General features: G+C 70.7%; 16 protein-coding genes and 1 pseudogene. 12 read left to right on the plus strand and 5 right to left on the minus strand.

What is annotated here, in order from left to right; all coding sequences use genetic code 11:
* Window positions 1-7 precede the first annotated feature (7 nt).
* Window positions 8-637: a copper resistance protein gene (locus FYW95_RS03485; RefSeq protein WP_236567659.1), complete on the minus strand. Its 630-nt coding sequence runs from the start codon at window positions 635-637 to the stop codon at window positions 8-10.
* Window positions 638-749: 112 nt separating this feature from the next.
* Window positions 750-1019, minus strand: a complete 270-nt coding sequence (locus FYW95_RS03490; protein WP_159941528.1) for a WhiB family transcriptional regulator — start codon at window positions 1017-1019, stop codon at window positions 750-752.
* Window positions 1020-1802: 783 nt separating this feature from the next.
* On the opposite strand from FYW95_RS03490, the gene ectA reads away from it, so the two are divergent.
* From ectA to FYW95_RS03545, 11 genes and pseudogenes are all read left to right on the plus strand, one after another.
* The gene (gene ectA / locus FYW95_RS03495) at window positions 1803-2300 is read left to right on the plus strand and encodes a diaminobutyrate acetyltransferase (RefSeq protein ID WP_159941529.1); all 498 of its coding nucleotides are present in this window, start codon (window positions 1803-1805) and stop codon (window positions 2298-2300) included.
* An 86-nt stretch (window positions 2301-2386) separates the two neighbouring features.
* Window positions 2387-3652, plus strand: coding sequence for a diaminobutyrate--2-oxoglutarate transaminase (gene ectB, locus FYW95_RS03500; RefSeq protein ID WP_160049979.1), 1266 nt, complete (start codon window positions 2387-2389; stop codon window positions 3650-3652).
* Between the two features lie 132 nt (window positions 3653-3784).
* A complete protein-coding gene (locus FYW95_RS03505) occupies window positions 3785-4198 on the plus strand; it encodes an ectoine synthase (protein WP_159941531.1) in 414 nt (137 codons plus the stop codon).
* Window positions 4199-4664: 466 nt separating this feature from the next.
* Entirely contained in the window at window positions 4665-5504 is an 840-nt protein-coding gene (gene ehuB / locus FYW95_RS03510) for an ectoine/hydroxyectoine ABC transporter substrate-binding protein EhuB (protein WP_160049989.1), read from the plus strand.
* Between the two features lie 7 nt (window positions 5505-5511).
* Entirely contained in the window at window positions 5512-6240 is a 729-nt protein-coding gene (gene ehuC / locus FYW95_RS03515) for an ectoine/hydroxyectoine ABC transporter permease subunit EhuC (protein WP_159941532.1), read from the plus strand.
* Complete coding sequence (gene ehuD, locus FYW95_RS03520; RefSeq protein ID WP_159941533.1) at window positions 6240-6878, plus strand: ectoine/hydroxyectoine ABC transporter permease subunit EhuD; 639 nt, start codon at window positions 6240-6242, stop codon at window positions 6876-6878. The genes ehuC and ehuD overlap by 1 nt, the downstream gene beginning before the upstream one ends.
* Window positions 6865-7701, plus strand: coding sequence for an ectoine/hydroxyectoine ABC transporter ATP-binding protein EhuA (gene ehuA, locus FYW95_RS03525; RefSeq protein ID WP_159941534.1), 837 nt, complete (start codon window positions 6865-6867; stop codon window positions 7699-7701). Before ehuD ends, ehuA begins: the two co-directional genes overlap by 14 nt.
* A 193-nt stretch (window positions 7702-7894) precedes the next feature.
* Complete coding sequence (locus FYW95_RS03530) at window positions 7895-8833, plus strand: CPBP family intramembrane glutamic endopeptidase (RefSeq protein WP_236572034.1); 939 nt, start codon at window positions 7895-7897, stop codon at window positions 8831-8833.
* A 179-nt stretch (window positions 8834-9012) separates the two neighbouring features.
* Window positions 9013-11118 carry an RNA degradosome polyphosphate kinase gene (locus tag FYW95_RS03535; protein ID WP_159941535.1) on the plus strand — a complete coding sequence of 702 codons (2106 nt, stop codon included), beginning with the start codon at window positions 9013-9015 and terminating at the stop codon, window positions 11116-11118.
* 137 nt (window positions 11119-11255) lie between these two features.
* Window positions 11256-12220: pseudogene (locus FYW95_RS03540) on the plus strand (NUDIX domain-containing protein).
* 54 nt (window positions 12221-12274) lie between these two features.
* The gene (locus FYW95_RS03545) at window positions 12275-12718 is read left to right on the plus strand and encodes an SRPBCC family protein (protein ID WP_159941536.1); all 444 of its coding nucleotides are present in this window, start codon (window positions 12275-12277) and stop codon (window positions 12716-12718) included.
* A 118-nt stretch (window positions 12719-12836) separates the two neighbouring features.
* Here FYW95_RS03545 and FYW95_RS03550 read toward each other — a convergent pair whose 3' ends face one another.
* Window positions 12837-13373 (minus strand): hypothetical protein, encoded by a 537-nt coding sequence (locus tag FYW95_RS03550; protein WP_160049980.1) that lies wholly within the window; start codon window positions 13371-13373, stop codon window positions 12837-12839.
* Window positions 13374-13647: 274 nt separating this feature from the next.
* Between FYW95_RS03550 and FYW95_RS03555 the strand changes: the two genes are divergently transcribed.
* A complete protein-coding gene (locus FYW95_RS03555; protein WP_159941538.1) occupies window positions 13648-14343 on the plus strand; it encodes a M50 family metallopeptidase in 696 nt (231 codons plus the stop codon).
* Window positions 14344-14474: 131 nt separating this feature from the next.
* On the opposite strand, the gene FYW95_RS03560 is transcribed toward FYW95_RS03555, so the two are convergent.
* Both FYW95_RS03560 and FYW95_RS03565 read right to left on the minus strand, forming a co-directional pair.
* Window positions 14475-14828, minus strand: coding sequence for an STAS domain-containing protein (locus tag FYW95_RS03560; protein ID WP_159941539.1), 354 nt, complete (start codon window positions 14826-14828; stop codon window positions 14475-14477).
* Window positions 14829-15413: 585 nt separating this feature from the next.
* Window positions 15414-17768 (minus strand): hypothetical protein, encoded by a 2355-nt coding sequence (locus FYW95_RS03565; RefSeq protein ID WP_159941540.1) that lies wholly within the window; start codon window positions 17766-17768, stop codon window positions 15414-15416.
* Between the last annotated feature and the right edge of the window lie 22 nt (window positions 17769-17790).

Genomic DNA, 17790 nt, shown 5'->3' on the forward strand with positions numbered 1-17790 from the left:
TCTTCCCTCAGTGTTCGGTGCGGACCCGTGCGCGGTCGGTCGTCCCGCGCGGCCGGGGCCGGGGTGGATGCGGACCGGGGCCGGGGGAGGGGGGAGCGCGGGGGCCGTGCGCCGAGAGCGCGACGGCGCGGGGCGCCGCAGGCGTGGAGCGTCCGGTCGGCGGCGCGGAGGCGGGGAACGCGAGGGAGGGGGTGAGCCTCGAGGGCAGCGAGCGCAGCAGCAGGGCGGCCAGGAACCACAGCGCCGCCTCGCCGTGGGCCAGGAGGGCGGAGGCCAGCAGCGCCGCCCACAGGTGGGCGAACAGCATGCCCGGGGCCAGCCCCAGGACGTGCGCGAGCAGACCGTGGCCGGTGTGGCCGGTGTCCCGGACGAGGAGGGCGGGGACGGCCGAACCCTGGAGCACGAGGTGCAGCACCACCTGCGCGCAGGCCATGACGGCGAAGATGTCGCCGAAGCCGCGCATCGTGCGGGTGAAGCGCCACAGCACGGGGAACAGGACGGCCGTGGCCGCGGCGAAGCCGCCGGACGTGGCGGGGGAGGCGGCCCACAGGTTGTGGCCGCCCCAGGCCAGGGCGGTGCACGCGGCGGCGAGCAGGGCCGTGCGCGTGAGGCGGAGTGTGCCGTGAGCGGGTCGCACGAGAAGAGAACCTAAGGCCGCTCCGCGCGGTGCCGCAAGGAGTGGGGCGGGACACGGAACGGGGCCACCGGACGCGGTCCCCCGCGCTGCCGGTGGCCCCCGGGCGACGTGCTCAGTTCCGACCGGCCGGGACCAGCTCGCGGCGCATGTAGCGCCGCTCCTCCGGGGTGGTGCCACCCCAGACTCCGTGGGCCTCCCCGGCCCGCAGGGCCCACCGCAGGCACTCTTGGCGAACAGTACAGCTGCGGCAGACGGCGACGGCCTGCTCGGTGTCGGCGCGCCCGATCCCCGTGCTGCTCACCGGGAAGAAGATCTCCGGGTCGTAGGAACGGCAGTTGCCCTGGAGGACCCAGTCCTCGCTCTCGTGGTACAGGCGGTTCACGGGCGCCTCCGATCCGTGGCTGTGATCCGTGGTCAGCGGCCCGCACCGTGCTCTCACGGCGGGGTCGGGAACTCCGTCGCCCCACCGCACACGGGTGGTCCACCCGGGAATCGCGGTGCAGCGATGCGACCTAGTGTAGTACGACCTTGTGTAGTACTACGCGCAGTCTGCTGGAAAATCCGTGATTTCTCAAGCACGCTTCGGGTAGCGGGACCACGGGAGCCCCTCGGCGCACGGCGCGTCGGGCGCGGCCGCGGGCGGGGAAACCGCATCGGAACCGGTGTCCCACGGGGTCGCCCCGGGCCTCCGGGCGTACGGTGGGGCGCGGGCGGAGGACCCCCATGGTGTTATGTCTCGAGGTTTCCACCGAATTGATGTGACTTAACACACGCTTAATATTGCTTGTCCAGGCCCTATGTTTGACCGTGACTGTCGGCGCGCCCCCGCGCCGCTCCGCCCGTGCCCCGCGCTCCCGGCCCCTCCGGGTCCCGTGCCGCCGCGGCGTGAAATCCCTTGACAGACGGGAGGTCAGCCCGTGGTCGGACCACTTCCACGCGGCCGGTGAACGTCCTGGTCACAGCCTTGCGGTGCTGCTAAATAAACGGGCCATACCCAACCGGGGTCTGCTCAAACATTCGCGCGCGTTCTCGCCGAAACCTCATTGACGTTCGTTCGCTAAGTTCGATCGACGTGCCACATCTACGAACCAACCTCCAAGCACGCGACCGAACTGACGCCGGGGCCCCGGGCCCGGAGAACCCAGGGGCCGCGAGCCGTGGAGGCGTGCACCTGTCGCACCCGTCCCTGGAGGACGGGCCGCACATGTGGCGGCTGGCGGGGAGGAACGGCATGGACGTCAACTCGCCCTACGCCTACGCGCTCTGGTGCCGGGACTTCGCCGAGACCAGTGTCGTCGCCCGTGACGACGAGGGCCGCGTCGCGGCCTACGTCACCGGCTACGTCCGGCCCGACAGCCCTGACACGTACTTCCTCTGGCAGGTCGCCGTGGACTCCGCGTTCCGCGGACAGCGGCTGGCCCGCCGGATGCTCGACTTCATCGGTGACCGGATCGTCGAGCGCGGCCTGCGCTACCTGGAGGCGACCGTCACCGCGGACAACACCGCCTCCCGCGCCCTGTTCGCCTCGTTCGCCAGGGACCGCGGGGCCGAAGCCGTGTGGAGTCCGCTCTTCGGGGGAGAACACTTCCCCGAGGGAGACACCCCGCACGACCCCGAGGACCTCGTTCGCATCGGCCCCCTGGGCCCCGGACCGCAAGCGTGACCGACATCCGCACCGGATCCATCCACCCACCCCATCGTCCAAGCCATGAGCCCACGAACCTGGGGAAAGGAACCAAGGAACACACCATGGATACCTTCCAGCGCCTGGAGTCCGAAGTCCGCGGATACTGCCGGAACTGGCCGGTTGTGTTCGACAGGGCGGTCGGAAGCCACGTCTACGACGAGGCCGGCAAGCCCTACCTGGACTTCTTCGCGGGAGCGGGTTCGCTCAACTACGGGCACAACAACCCCGCGCTGAAGACCTCGCTCATCGAGTACCTGACCGACGACCGGATCGTCCACAGCCTCGACGCCTACAGCGTCGCCAAACGGGACTTCCTGGAGACCTTCGAGGAGGTCATCCTCAAACCCCGGGGCCTGGACTACAAGGTCCAGTTCCCCGGCCCCGCGGGCAACAACGCGGTCGAGGCCGCGCTGAAGCTGGCCCGCAAGTACACCGGTCGCGAGACCATCGTCAACTTCACCAACGGCTTCCACGGCATGACCCTGGGCGCCCTGGCCGTCACCGGCAACTCCATGAAGCGCGGCGGCGCGGGCGTGCCGCTGGGCCACGTGGCCACGATGCCGTTCGACAACTACCTCGACGGCAGGACGCCGGACTTCCTGTGGCTGCGCAGCCTGCTGGACGACAGCGGCAGCGGCCTGGACAAGCCCGCCGCCGTGATCGTCGAGACGGTCCAGGGCGAGGGCGGCATCAACGCGGCCAGCGCCCAGTGGCTGCGCGAGCTCTCGGACCTGTGCCGCGAGTACGACATCCTGATGATCGTCGACGACATCCAGATGGGCTGCGGCCGCACCGGTGACTTCTTCTCCTTCGAGGAGGCCGGGATCACCCCGGACATCGTCACCCTGTCCAAGTCCATCAGCGGCTACGGCCTGCCGCTGGCCCTGACCCTGTTCAAGCGCGAGCTGGACGTGTGGGAGCCGGGCGAGCACAACGGCACCTTCCGCGGGTTCAACCCGGCGATGGTGACCGGCGCCGAGGCCATGCGCCGCTACTGGACCGACGCCTCGTTCGCCCAGGCCACCAAGGCCAAGGGCGAGATGGTCGCCGCCCGCCTGGCCGAGATGGCCGCCGAGCACGCCGAGTTCGGCGCGCACGTGCGCGGTCGCGGCCTGGCCCGCGGCCTGGCCTTCGAGCAGACCGACATCGCCAAGAAGGTCGCGGCCGAGTCCTTCGACCGCGGCCTGCTCCTGGAGACCTCCGGTCCCGAGGACGAGGTGGCCAAACTGCTGCCGCCTCTTACCGCGACCGAGGAGGAACTGACCGCCGGGCTTGACATCATGGCTGACGCGGCCCGTGCCGCGGTCAAGGTGGCACAGCCCGCCTGATCGGGGAATTCCCGGGCAGAGGATCCCCTTCACACGGTACGGGGCCGGGCGGCGACCCTCAGGACGTCGTCCGGCCCCGCGCCGTGTCGCACCACCACCGAAAGGCGCCCCCGGGCGCGTAAGGAGAGACCAGTGATCGTTCGCAGCCTGGACGAGGTCAACGACACCGAGCGCGACATCAAGACGGAGACGTGGCGCAGCCGCCGGGTCATCCTCGCGAAGGAGAAGGTGGGTTTCTCCTTCCACGAGACCGTCCTGTACGCGGGCACGGAGACCACCATGTGGTACGCCAACCACGTTGAACTCGTGCACTGCATCGAGGGTGAGGCGGAGCTGACCAACGAGGAGACGGGGGAGAAGCACATCATCACCCCGGGCACCCTCTACCTCCTTGACGGCCACGAGCGGCACACCGTGCGCCCCAAGACGGACTTCCGCGTGCTGTGCGTGTTCAACCCGCCGGTCACCGGGCGCGAGGTGCACGACGAGAACGGCGTGTACCCGCTCATCGTCGAGGACGACGACACGGCCGGCTCCCCGGCCTGATCCGGTCGCTTCGACCCACACACCGCGCGGGCGGGGTCCTTCGGGCCCCGCCCGCGGCGGTTCCCGGCCCCCTCCGGCCCCGGCCACCCCAGCGTGACGGGAGTCGGAACCCAGGGTCACGAAGGCCAGGTGACCCGCACCGAGCTGCCCGAAGGCGCTGGTCACTCCCCGACCGCACATGCATAACCAGTGCATAACGGACCAAACGGGTCTCGTTACGGCCGGGTGAGTCCGGGGAGGGAGAACCCCGTACCAGGCCGCCGGACCCTGCCCCGCCCGGTGGTCGCCGCCGCGGCACCGCACCGCGGCCCGCCCACACCAGGCGTCCCACCAACCGAACGCGCGGCCCGCCCGCCGGGCCACGGCGCCGCGCCCGTGAGTCCTTCGAGGAGCAGTCGTGAAGAAGCAGGTACCAGCCGTACGCCGAGGAACCTGGGGCCGCCGGGACGCCTTCCGACTGGGAGGGATCGGCCTGGCCACCCTCGGCCTCGCCGCCTGCACCCGGGTCGACGGCGGCGAGGGCGAGGAGGGCGCCTCGACCCTGGAACGTCTGCGCGAACAGGGCTTCGTCGCGATCGGCCTGGCCAACGAGATCCCCTTCGGCTTCGTCGACGAGTCCGGCGAGCCCGCCGGGCAGTCCCCGGCCGTGGCCCGGGCCGTCTTCGAGGAGCTGGGCGTGCCCGAGGTCCAGGCCTCGCCGGTGAACTGGGACGGGCTCATCCCGGGACTGAAGTCCAACCGGTTCGACGTCATCGCCGCCGGCATGTTCATCACCCCCGAGCGCTGTGAGCAGGTCGCCTTCACCGAGCCGACCGCCACCTCGCCCGAGGCCTTCCTGGTAAGGGAGGGCAACCCGGAGAACATCCAGCACTTCACCGACTTCGCCGACAACGGCGACATCACGGTCGCGGTGCTCAACGGCTCGGTCGAGCAGACCTACGCCGAGCACTTCGGGGCGCAGAACATCCAGCTCATCGACAACCAGACAGCCGGCTACGAGATGCTGGAGTCCGGGCGCGTCGACGCGGTCTCCATGCTGAGCGTGTCCCACGAGTACCTCCTGAAGGACCGGGGCGGCCCCTTCGAGGTCACCGAGCCCTTCTTCCCCGAGATCGACGGCAAGGAGGAGAAGGGCTGGGGCGGCCTGTGCGTACGCCAGCAGGACAGCGCGATGCTGGAGGAGATGAACCGGGTCATCGCCGAGTTCAAGGAGAGCGGACGCCTCCTGGAGCTGGGCGAGGAGTGGGGCTTCACCGAGGCCGACCTCCCCGACGACACCACCACCGCCGAACTCTGCGAGGGATGAGCCCGCGGTGGACTTCCTGATCCAGCGACTGCCGCTCTACCTCGACGGCGCGTGGGTCACCGTTCAGCTCACCCTCGGCGGCTCCGCCCTCGCCTTCGTCCTGGCCATGTTCTTCGGGACCATGGGGACGATCCGGCACTGGCTGCCCCGGGCCGTCGCCACGGTCTACGTGGAGGTGTTCCGGGGCATCGCCGCCCTGGTGCTGATGTTCTGGATGGCCTTCGCCCTGCCCCAGCTGAGCGGTTTCCAACTGGACGACCGCTTCGCGGCGATCCTCGCCCTGGGCCTCAACGTGGGGGCCTACGGCGCCGAGGTCGTGCGCTCGTCCATCAACGCCGTGCCCCGGGCCCAGGTCGAGGCCGCGGTGGCGCTGAACTTCTCGTGGTCCCAGCGCATGCGCCTGGTCGTGCTGCCCCAGGCGTGGGCCCAGATGCTGCCCACGTTCGGCAACCTCGTCATCGAGCTGATGAAGGCCACCGCGGTGGTCTTCCTCATCGGTGTGGTCGACCTGACCGCCGTCGCCCAGCAGATGCGCCAGTCCACGGGTGAGACGGTGATCGCCTTCGTCGGGGCCTTCGTCCTCTACTACCTGATCGCGCAGGTGCTCATCCTCGGCATGCGACTGCTCGAACGCCGCGCCAACCGGAAGCTGGGCCGCACCTCGCCCGGCGGCGCCGGCCCGCTGGCCCTTCTGCGTCCCCCGGCGGTCGACACCAGGACGGGAGCGGGCAAGTGATGTACTGGGACTTCGAGTGGACCTTCCAGGTCATGCCCGACCTGCTGCGCGGGCTCGGGGTGACGGTGCAGGTCACCGTCTTCGGCTACCTGATCGCGCTGTCCCTGGGCCTGCTGATCGCCGTCGTGCGCCGCACGCCGGTGGTCGGGGCGGTCCTGCACGCGGCCATGGAGTTCATCCGGACGACCCCGCTGGTGATCCAGCTGGTGTTCGTCTTCCTCCTGGCGCCCTCCACCGTCTCCGGGATGACCGTGGGCATCATCGTCATCGGCGTGCACTACGCGGCCTACACCGCCGAGGTGTACCGCTCGGGCATCGAGGGCGTGGCCAAGGGGCAGTGGGAGGCGGCCCGCGCGCTGAGCCTGCCGTCCCACCGCACGTGGGGCGCCATCGTGCTGCCCCAGGCCATCCGCAAGGTCATCCCCGCGCTGGGCAACTACCTCATCGCGATGTTCAAGGACACACCGCTGCTCATCGCGATCGGCGTGGCCGAGCTGCTCACCCAGGCCCAGCGGATCGGCAGTGCCAGTTTCCGCGTCGTGGAGGCCTACACCGTGGTGGGATTCCTGTTCCTGCTCGTGAGTGTGCCCTCCGCGATCCTCATCCGACGACTGGAGCGACGCTATGCCGCCGTCTGATACCCCGAAGCACGAGCAACCCCAGGGTGTCGGGGGCGGGCCCGGGGACCAACCCCTGATCGTGTTCGACCAGGTGGTGAAGCGCTTCGGCGACCTCACCGTGCTCGACCACCTGGACTTCTCCGTCGCCCCCGGCGAGCGGGTCACCCTCATCGGCCCGAGCGGCTCGGGCAAGACCACCATCCTTCGCCTGCTGATGACCCTGGAGAAGGTCACCGAGGGCGTGATCTGGGTGGACGGCGAGCCCTACAGCCACATGCGCCGCGGCTCGCACCTGTCCCCGGCCAGCGAGGGCTACCTGCGCCAGCGCCGCAAGCGCGTGGGCATGGTGTTCCAGCAGTTCAACCTGTTCCCGAACATGACCGTTCGGCAGAACATCATCGAGGCACCCGTGCACGTGCTGGGCAAGCCCAAGGACGAGGCCAACGCCCGGGCGGCCGAACTGCTGGAGATGGTGGGGCTCAGCGACAAGATCGACGCCCATCCCACCCAGCTCTCGGGCGGGCAGCAGCAGCGGGTGGCGATCGCCCGCGCGCTGGCCATGAGCCCGGAGATCCTGCTGCTGGACGAGGTCACCTCGGCGCTGGACCCCGAGCTGGTGGCCGGCGTGCTGGACGTGCTGCGCGAGATCGCCGAGACCACGGACATCACGATGCTGTGCGTGACCCACGAGATGACCTTCGCGCGCGACGTCTCGCACCGGGTGCTCATGTTCGACCAGGGCCGGATCGCCGAGGAGGGGCCGCCGGAGCAGATCTTCGGCGATCCCAGGGAGGAGCGGACCAAGTCCTTCCTGAGCTCGGTCCTGGACAACGGGCACTGACCGCCGCCCCCTCCGTGCCGCGCGGGCCGCTCCCGGAACCCTCCTGGAGCGGCCCCGCGCCGCCACGGCACCGTCCTCCGGGAGGAGACGCCGGGTACTCCGTGGCAAGACAACTGACGACATACCGTAGTCATTAAGTCGCTATTAGTTTCCCCTTGGGCAGAATGAGTCTTCTGAGACAGGGGGGACTCTTGTGACGATCGTGCGAAGATGGGGGCTCACCGGCTGGGCTCTGCTCGCCGTGGTGCTCCTGGTGGTGCCGATGCTCACGCACCCCGCACTGCGCGCCGACGTCCTGGGGGACTCGATCGTCCTCTTCCTGGTCGCCTGGTCGCCCATGCTGGTCGGCGTGGTCATGGCCTGGGCCATGGTCCGGGGCTTCGGCGCCCGCGAGCAGCTGGACCGCCGCGTGAGCCAGGCGATGGACGGGCACCCCATCAACCGCGAACTGGTCTGGCTGGCGCTGTTCCTGGTCTGCTTCGTGCTGTCGATGGCCCTGCTGTCGTTACTCTTCCGCGTCTACGGGGCGCAGATCGGCGCGGACCTGGCCATGTCCGCCTCCCTCGTCTCCCGGCTGCTGTTCCTGTTCACCCTGCCGCTGCTGGTCATGGACCGCTCGGGGATCACCGTGGACGGCAAGGGCACCGCCATGCCCGCGATCGCGCTGAAGGTGGCCGAGGCGTGGCGGTGGCTCGGGCTGGTCCCGGTGGCGATCGCGCTGAGCCTGGTCGGCTACCTGATCATCCCGCACGGCGGGGTGCCCGCGCTCTCCTTCCCCCTGTTCGGCTTCGTGCTCGCCTTCGCCGTCATCGCCGTGTGCGAGGAGATCTTCTTCCGGGGGATGATGCAGACCCGCCTGGAGATCCTCATGGGCCGCTGGGGCGGCATCGTGGCCACCTCGGTGGTCTTCGCCGTCACCTACGCGGTCATCCAGCCCTATGACGCGGTCTCCCAGCTCCCGGGCGAGGGCCTGGTGTACAACACCGGCCTGGCCGTCCTGACCTACGCCGCGGCCAGCCTGTTCTACGGCTACCTGTGGGCGTGCTTCCGCAACACCTGGCTCCAGGTCGGGATGCGCATCGGCATGTTCGTGATGATCATGCCGCCCGACCTGGACCTGCGGGTCGGGTGACCGTACGGCGGCGCCGGGGTGACACGTTGCGGTGCGGCAAGTCGGCCCTGGTGGGAAGGGGAAAAGCCCGGTGTGAGTGGGCATATAGGTAAAGAAGGTACATAGCGGCCTTGTTGTGGTCACTTTCCCCTCACTGGGTTGTCACCGCAGGGTCATGGGAAAGGGGGATTCTGTCCACTGTGAGCACGGAATCAGCGCCAACACCAGCGGATACCTCCACCGAACCTCCCGAACTGCCCCCCGACAGGTTCATGGACCGCGAGGAGGGATGGCTCCGGTTCAACCAGCGGGTCCTCGAACTGGCCGAGGACGAGGACGTCCCCCTGCTGGAGCGCGCGCGGTTCCTGGCCATCTTCTCCAGCAACCTGGACGAGTTCTTCATGGTGCGCGTCGCCGGACTGAAGCGGCGCCTGGCCACCGGCATGTCGTCCTCAAGCGGGCACAACCCCCGCGCGCTGCTGAACGGCATCTCCCGCTTCACCCACGAGCTCATGCTCCGCCAGGCCACCTGCTTCCACGACAGCGTCGCGCCCGCGCTGCGCGAGGCCGGGATCCGCGTCGTGCGCTGGGCCGAGCTGGAGGCCGACGAGCGCGAGGACCTGCACGGGTACTTCCTGCACTCGGTCTACCCGCTGGTGACCCCCTTCGCGGTCGACTCCGCCCACCCCTTCCCCTACGTCTCCGGCCGCTCACTCAACCTCGCGGTCGCCGTCCGCGACCCCCTCGACGGGCGGCACATGTTCGCCCGGGTGAAGATCCCCAGCTCCCTGCCGCGCTTCATCGAGTGCGGCGGCGCGGGCAGCGGCCGCTTCGTCCCGGTGGAGGACATCGTCGCAGCCCACCTGCCCCAGCTCTTCGAGGGCATGGAGATCCTGGAGCACCACGCCTTCCGCGTCACGCGCAACGCCGACCTGGAGGTCGACGAGGACGAGACCGACGACCTCGTCACCTCCCTGGAGAAGGAGCTGCTGCGCCGCCGCTTCGGCCCGCTCGTGCGCCTGGAGGTCGAACAGGACATCAGCGACGACGTCCTGGACATCCTCACCCGCGCGCTGGGCGCCGAGGAGGGAGAGACCTACCGGGTCCCCGGTCCGCTCAACCTCGCGGGCCTGTCCCAGATCGCCGACAGCGACCGGCCCGAACTGCTCTTCCCGCCCATGGTCCCCGTCGAGTCGCGGGCCCTGGCCTCCGGCGACCTGTTCGCCGCCGTGCGCGAGCGCGAGGTGCTCGTCCACCACCCCTACGAGTCCTTCGCCGCCACCACCGAGCGCTTCCTGGCGCTGGCCGCCACCGACCCCGAGGTCGTGGCGATCAAGCAGACCCTGTACCGCACCAGCGGCGACTCGCCCATCGTGCAGTCCCTCATCGAGGCGGCGCGCGCGGGCAAGGAGGTCGTGGTCCTGGTCGAGATCAAGGCCCGCTTCGACGAGCAGAACAACATCCAGTGGGCCCGCAAGCTCGAACAGGCGGGCTGCCACGTCGTCTACGGGGTGGTCGGCCTCAAGACCCACTGCAAGCTGTCCATGGTCATCCGCCGCGACGACGACGGCATGCTGCGCCGCTACTGCCACGTGGGCACCGGCAACTACAACCCGAGCACCGCCCGTATCTACGAGGACCTCGGCCTGTTCAGCGCCTCGCCCGAGGTGGGCGAGGACGTCAGCGAACTGTTCAACAGCCTCACCGGCTTCTCGCGCAGGAAGCACTACCGCCGCCTGCTCGTGGCGCCCGCCGCCCTGCGTGAGGGACTGCTCGAACAGATCGCCGTGGAGATCGACAACAGCCTCAAGGGCGAGCCCGCCCGCATCCGGATCAAGGTCAACTCGCTGGTCGACAAGGAGATCATCGACGCCCTCTACCGGGCCTCGCAGGCCGGGGTCCATGTGGACCTGTGGGTGCGCGGCAGCTGCGTGCTGCGCGCCGGGGTGCCCGGACTCTCCGAGAACATCCGGGTACGCAGCATCCTGGGCCGTTTCCTGGAGCACTCCCGCATCTTCGTCTTCGCCAACGGCTGGCGGCCCCAGGTGTGGATCGGCAGCGCCGACCTGATGCCCCGTAACCTGGACCGGCGGGTCGAGGCGCTGGTCCGCGTGGCCGACCCGGAGCAGTGCCGCCGCCTGGTCCACCTCATGGACCTGGCGATGGCCGACACCACCTCCTCCTGGCGGCTGGAGCCCGAGGGCACCTGGACCCGCGTCACCCGCGGCGCCGACGGCCGCCCGCTCACCGACCTGCAGGACAGCCTGCGCGGTGACCGCCACCTGCGGGTGGTGGAGGGCGTCTGAGCGGCGCGACGGTCGGTCGGCAAGAGGACGGTGGCACAGTGGGCAGTGGCGTGGCGAACAGCGGTGACGTGGAGGGCGCGGGCGTGGGACGGACCGGGGCCGACGGCGGGACCGCCGGGGGAGACGTCGAGGGCTCCGTGGACGGCACGCGGGCGAACGGCGTCGTGCGCCGCACCGCGGTCGGCGGTTTCCTGGAGCCCATCCGGGCGGCGGGGGCGCTGCTGTGGCGCCCGGGTCCGCACGGCCCCGAGGTCGTACTCGTCCGCAGACCCGAGCGGGGCGACTGGAGCCTGCCCAAGGGCAAGCTCAAGAAGGGCGAGCACCCCCTGACCGGAGCGGTCCGCGAGGTCCGGGAGGAGACCGGTCTGACCCCCGTGCTGGGGCGCAGGCTGCCCCCGCAGCGCTACCTCAAGGACGGTTGGCCCAAGCAGGTGGAGTGGTGGGCGGCCACCCCCGCCGATCCCGGAGGCGAGATCGACTACCCGCCCAACGAGGAGGTCGACCTCGTAGAGTGGGTCGACGCCCGGGAGGCCCGCGAACGGCTCACCTACGACCACGACGTGAGCGTGGTGGACGACTTCCTGGCCGGGCCCCCACCACCTTCCCCGTGATCCTGCTGCGGCACCTGTCAGCCCGGGAGAAGCGCGGCTGGGAGGACGACGACCTCCTGCGCCCCCTGGACAGGGCCGGACGGGCCGACGCGCTGGAGCTGCCCCGGGTGCTCGCCGCCTACGGGCGGCCCCGGGTGGTCACCTCGGCCGCGGCGCGCTGCACCGAGTCGGTGCTGCCGTACACGGTGGAGTACGAGGTGTCCGCGCGCACCGAGCGCGCGTTCACGGTCCACGCCGAGGCCGCGGACCCGGAGGCCCACGGTGTCGAGGAGGCCCGGGAGGCGTTCGCCCGGATCCTGGACGAGGGGCTGCCCACGGTGGTGTGCACGCACGGCGAGCTCGTACCGCACCTGATGACCGAGGCCTTCAGCCGCCTCGGCGCCCCGTTCACCCAGCAGCTGAGCCTGCGCAAGGGCTCCTTCTGGGTCGTGCACGTGGCGGCCCCCGACGGGGGACTGGCGTCGGTGGAGCGGCACGCCGTGCGGGCCTGAGTTCCGGTTCGGGGCGCCCGGTCGGGACACGGCGGCCGGTGACATGATGTGGCCATGGCCAAACACAAGGTTTCGCGCAGCGTCGTCGTGGACGCCCCCGCCAAGCGGATCTTCGACATCATCGCGTCACCGGCGCGGCACGCCGAGTTCGACGGGTCGGGCACCGTGCTCGCCAACCTCTTCGGACCCGAGCGTCTGCGGCGGGGGAGCGAGTTCGGCATGGACATGGAGATGTTCGGTGTCGGCTACCGGATGACCAACCGGGTGGTGGAGTACGAGGAGGACCGCCTCATCGCCTGGCGGCACTTCGGCCCGCACCGCTGGCGGTACGAACTGGAGGAACTGTCGGAGGGAGGCACCCGGGTCACCGAGACCTTCGACTACTCCCGGGGGTACACGGCGTTCTATGTCCTGATGGGGATTCCCGCCCGGAACGCGCGGGGTATCGAGCGGACCCTGGAGCGGCTCAAGGCCGTCGCGGAGTCGTACCGGGACTGACCCGCCCACTCGGAACCGGGCTCCGGCACGGAGCGCCGCCCGCGGCCGAGGCCGCGGGCGGCGCCGCCGGATGGTCGGAGCCGCTAGTCAGCGGCACAGGCGGACCCGGACGTGAGGATCAGTCCTCGTTCTCCGCCTTCTCGTCCTCCGCGTCGTAGCCGTTCCAGTCGTTGTGGCCCTTCTTGCCGTCGTGCTTGCCGTCGCGGTGGTCGTGGCCCTTCTTGCCGTCCGAGTCACCGTGGCCGTGGCCGCCGTCGCGCTTGCCGTCGTGCTTGCCGTCGCGGTGGTCGTGGCCCTTCTTGCCGTCCGAGTCACCGTGGCCGTGGCCGCCGTCGCGCTTGCCGTCGTGCTTGCCGTCGCGGTGGTCGTGGCCCTTCTTGCCGTCCGAGTCACCGTGGCCGTGGCCGCCGTCGCGCTTGCCGTCGTGCTTGCCGTCGCGCTTGCCGTCGCGCTTGCCGTCGTGCTTGCCGTCGTGCTTGCCGTGGCCGTCGCAGTCGCCGTGACCGTGGTCCTTCTTGTGGTCCGCGTGCGACGTGCTCCAGCCGTGGCAGTGGCCGTCGTAGCCCTTGTCCTCGTCCGCGGCGGCGGGCGAGGAGAAACCGATGGCGGCACCGGCGGCCAGGGTCATGAGGGCGAGTCCAGCGATACGTTTCACGGTAATCCTTGCTTTAGGTAGCGAAAACATAACTGCCAGTGATGAAGATAGGTCGGCGATCCCTCTTTGGCCAGTTCATCTGTGTCGAGAAGCAGGATTGGTTTTCGGAGCGGTCCGGTTCCGCAGGAAAGGCGCGTGACTCCACCAAATGCCCTAAAGTTCGGCAAGGGCCCAGTTCCGCGCGTCTCCCGGCAACCGTGACGCGGACCGGCGGGGCCCGTGGGAAACGGTCCGTTCGAGCCAGCAGGAGTCGGGAGCAGCGGTGGGAACAACCTTGGGTGACGTCTGGCGTGAAGTCCTCTCCGTCCAGCCCGAGCCGGAGCGGTGGATCGTCATCGGAGCGGCGGTCCTGGCCCTGGCGTCCGTGCTGCTCACCCCGCCGTGGCGGATCGCCCGCAACGTCGTCACCATCGCCCACGAGGGCGGACACGCCCTGGTGGCCCTGCTCAGCGGCCGTCAGCTCACCGGTATCCGGCTGCACTCCGACACCTCGGGGGTGACCGTCTCACGCGGCAGGCCCACCGGTGTCGGCATGGTCCTGACCGTCTTCGCGGGCTACGTCTCCCCGTCGCTCATCGGCCTGCTCGGCATCCTCATGCTGATGTCGGACCGCATCACGGCACTGCTGTGGCTGAGCATCGTCGTGCTCGCCGCCATGCTGCTCATGATCCGCAACATCTACGGCGCGGTGTCGGTCGTGGTGACCGGTGCGCTGGTGTTCGGCGTCAGCTGGTTCACCCCCCCGGAGGTCCAGGCGGCCTTCGCCTACCTCTTCATCTGGTTCCTGCTCTTCGCGGGGGTGCGGCCGGTCCTGGAGCTTCAGTCCCAGCGCAGGCGCAACCCCTCGCCGCATTCCGACGCCGACCAGCTGGCACGGCTCACCGGGGTGCCCGGCACCCTGTGGGTCGGGGTCTTCCTCCTGGTGAACACCGCCGTCACCGCCCTGGGCGTGTGGCTGCTCCTGTTCTGAGCACCTCGGCCCCGGAGGGGTCCGGACACACGAAAGGGGCGCGGCCTTCCGGGTCGCGCCCCGTGCTGTGTCCGTCCCGAACCCGTGCCGCGGGAGCCGCGCCGGGGGTCCCGCGGCACGGCGCGGTGCGGTCAGCCCGCGTGCGGAGCGGTGAGCGCCTCGGAGACCGTGTCGAAGACGGGGATGCGCGTGTCGAGCGAGGTGACCCGCAGGGTCTGCAGCACGCGCTGGATGGGCGAGGCGATGGCCAGGAGGGCCCGCTGCTCCTTGGCCGCCTTGTGCGCGCGGATCAGGACGCGCAGGCCGCTGGAGTCGATGAACCGCAGGTCGGAGCAGTCCAGGACCACACGGCCGAGGGGCTGCGTGGTGATGGCCTCGGTCACCGCCTCCTGGAAGCGGTCCTCGGTGGCCATGTCGATCTCACCGTCGAGCGCCAGAACCCGTCCGGCCTCGTGCAGGGTGGAGGAGATGGTCAGGTCGGGCATGGCGACTCCGGCGTGTTCGGGACGTGCCCGACGGGTCGGCGCGGCGGGCCGAACGCGGCTCCACGAGCGCGTGCCGACCGGTGCGTTCTTCGCGTTACCGCGGTGGCCAAGCTGATGGTTCATCAATGTCCTTTGTGTGCCCCGGAGCGGGGGTGAAACGCCCTTCTCGCCTGGATCTGCTGACAAGCCTCGCCAAGTGCACGGCTGTCCAGGGAACGTGCGGACCTGGTTCGGAGTTCCTGGACCCGCCGTGTCGGCCGGGATGACGGTGCGGACGGGCGGTGCGTCGGTGGACGCGTACTGCCTCGGGCCACTCCCGGCCCTCCGCCACTGCAAACCCACCCGAGGGGGCGGGCATTCCCCATCCGTGCTTCGGAACGGTGGCCGGAGCGGTGGTGTCGGGGCCGCTCCCGCGTCCCGGGCGGCCGTCCCGGTCCTGCCCGGGGCGCAGCGTGCTCAGCGCGAGCTCAGCGCGAGGACCGCCCGACCACGGACTTTACCACAGCGCCGTGGCCGATTCGTGACTTGAGCGACGCAAGGTCGTGCTCGCGCGTTTCGCTCTTCCTGTGCTTGATGAGGTGAGGATCACGTCCGCTGGGCGTTCTCGGCGTGTTCGACGCCGGGTGTCCGGTCCCCGTCCCGGCGCTGCAGGGCCCACACGCACGCGGACAGCGTCAGCGGCACCGCCACCGTCAGCGCGATGGCCGGGATCGCCACCCCCGAGTCGTTGACCGCGAAACCCACCAGCGCCGTCACCAGGGAACCGGTCAGTCCGGCCCGCAGCGTCGGTGCGTACTCGTAGGCCCCCTGCAGCGCGCCGATCCGCCAGTGGATCGGCCGGTGCAGCACCACGAACAGGAACACCAGGGCGCACGCCGCCAACAGGGTCAGCTGCCAGTTGCCCAGCGTCCCCAGCATGGCGCCGAGCTTGCGGGTCACCACCGCCACCGCCTCGCCGCTGGCCACCTGACCGGCGAACGCCCCGAAATGGCTGCGCTCCTGCGGCGGCCGCAGGTGGTCCAGCCACGCCATCACCGAGATCGCCGCCACCGAGGCCGCGCCCACCGCGAGCAGGCGGGGCGGGGTGACGCGGATACCGGCGATCATCATCGTGGTCACCGCCAGACCGGGGATCAGCGCGATCACCCCGCCGAAGTCGGTGCCCAGCCCCGGCCAACCCACGATCAGCACCGACGCCGACCCGATCACCAGGGTGGTGGCGACGGCGGCCCGGCGCCTGCCCCGCGAGATCAGCTCGTGGGAGATCCCGGCCACCGCCATGAGCATCCCGGTGGCGAACGTCGCGAAGGCGATGTTGCCGATCCCGTAGAACCGGCCCGCCACGATCGGTGAGTAGCCCGTGGGCGAGTTCATCTGCAGGTTCGCCCCGAAGCACAGGTCGAGGAAGAGCACCGCGGTGGTCGTGCCCGCCACCACCGTCATCGGGCCCAGGACGGTGGCCCGCCACGGTCCCGCCATGGCCAGTGACACCACCAGGGCGTCCGCGACCAGCACACACGCCAGCAGGGCCAGCGGCGGCACGGGCGAGGCCCACCAGGGGATGAGGTTGGCCAGGTAGCTGGCCACCGGGAAGGCGGCCCCGGCCAGCGCCACGATCCGGGTCACCGACAGCACGCGGGCCCGCTTGCCCCGCTGGCGGGGGGAGTAGCGGTGCAGCGCGAAGGCCGCCGCCGCGTAGATGAGGAGCTGGACGGCGACCAGACCGCTGAAGAACCCCGGGATGGCCGCGCCCACCACGATCGCCGCGGTGTTGAACTCCACCAGCCGCCCCACGGCCTCCTCCGTCTCCGAGGGCCGCTCCGTCAGGTGCCAGGGGCGCCCGCCGGTGGGCGGGGTCGGCCGGAGCCCCAGCGCGGTCAGCAGGGTCGGCGTGGTGTCGGTGAGTACGACCAGCCCGGCGCGGCGGGTCGACTCCGAGGCCAGGAACGACTCCGCCCCGATGAGGCCGTTCTCGGCGACGTGTCCGGACATCGCCACCGTGAGCTGGGAGGGGCCGGTGTCCATGGAGACGCCGACCACCATCAGGGAGGAGCCGACCGGCAGCGCTCCCTCCAGGAGCCGCAGCCGTTCGTCCAGCGCGGCCAGCGCCTTGTCCCGCTCCCACTCAGGCACGTCGTCGGGGTCGGGCTCGGGCGGCTCCTCGTCCGCCGCCCCGGGACCGTCCGCCGCGGCCGGCTTCCCCTCCTCCTCGGTCGGCGAGTCCGGGTAGACGGGGTAGAGCCTGGTCAGCTCCGGCAGCTCCACCGCGACCAGGCTGGCCCCCTCCAGGAGCTCGGTGGTCAGGGCACGGACCCCGTCGACGTAGTGGTCCACCCGTCCGGAGGTGTCGGCCACGCCCAGGGCCGCGCCGTGCCCCACGGCCAGGGTGGTGCCGCCCGCGTCGCGCACCGTCTGCCCGAGCAGGCCCACCGGCGCGCCGAAGGGGGAGCCGGCGTTCTGGGTGACGTAGGAGTCGAACTCGGGGATGACCGCGCCCGAGCCGTCGGGTTCGGGTTTCGGGGCCGCCTCGCACACGGTGAAGCGGTGCCGCAGGGACAGGGCGCGCTGCCCGGCCGACACGGACAGCCACCCGTCGGTGGGACAGGTGCGCGAGGTGGCGGTGCGGATCGACACGTTGCCGATGGACCCCTTGTCGGCGATCTCCCACAGGGTCGGTGTGTTCTCCGGGGTGACGTCCTCCCACAGCAGGCCGGGAACCCCCACGAGCACCACGGGGCCGATACTCCGGTCGACGTTCTCCGCTCCGGTCCGGTCCGGGTGCGGGATCTCGGAGCCGGCGCCGCCCCGGGCGACCGCGGTGCCCGGGGTGTTCACGACGGCCGCGGCGGGTGGGGCGGCGCCCAGCACCGCGGCGGACAGCAGCAGCGCACCCAGACGCGCCCCCCAGCGCCTTCCCGCTGTGACGAGCCGTCGTGGCATGGCGGACCCCCCGTCGCGCGCT

The sequence above is a fragment of the Nocardiopsis sp. FR4 genome (assembly GCF_009830945.1).
Taxonomy (GTDB): domain Bacteria; phylum Actinomycetota; class Actinomycetes; order Streptosporangiales; family Streptosporangiaceae; genus Nocardiopsis.

What these genes read in the sequence shown, in the direction of transcription:
- ectB (WP_160049979.1), top strand. Translation starts at nt 2,387, where the DNA reads ATGGATACCTTCCAGCGCCTGGAGTCCGAAGTCCGCGGATACTGCCGG.
- ehuD (WP_159941533.1), top strand. Translation starts at nt 6,240, where the DNA reads ATGTACTGGGACTTCGAGTGGACCTTCCAGGTCATGCCCGACCTGCTG.
- ehuA (WP_159941534.1), top strand. Translation starts at nt 6,865, where the DNA reads ATGCCGCCGTCTGATACCCCGAAGCACGAGCAACCCCAGGGTGTCGGG.
- FYW95_RS03545 (WP_159941536.1), top strand. Translation starts at nt 12,275, where the DNA reads ATGGCCAAACACAAGGTTTCGCGCAGCGTCGTCGTGGACGCCCCCGCC.
- FYW95_RS03560 (WP_159941539.1), bottom strand. Translation starts at nt 14,828, where the DNA reads ATGCCCGACCTGACCATCTCCTCCACCCTGCACGAGGCCGGACGGGTT.
- FYW95_RS03565 (WP_159941540.1), bottom strand. Translation starts at nt 17,768, where the DNA reads ATGCCACGACGGCTCGTCACAGCGGGAAGGCGCTGGGGGGCGCGTCTG.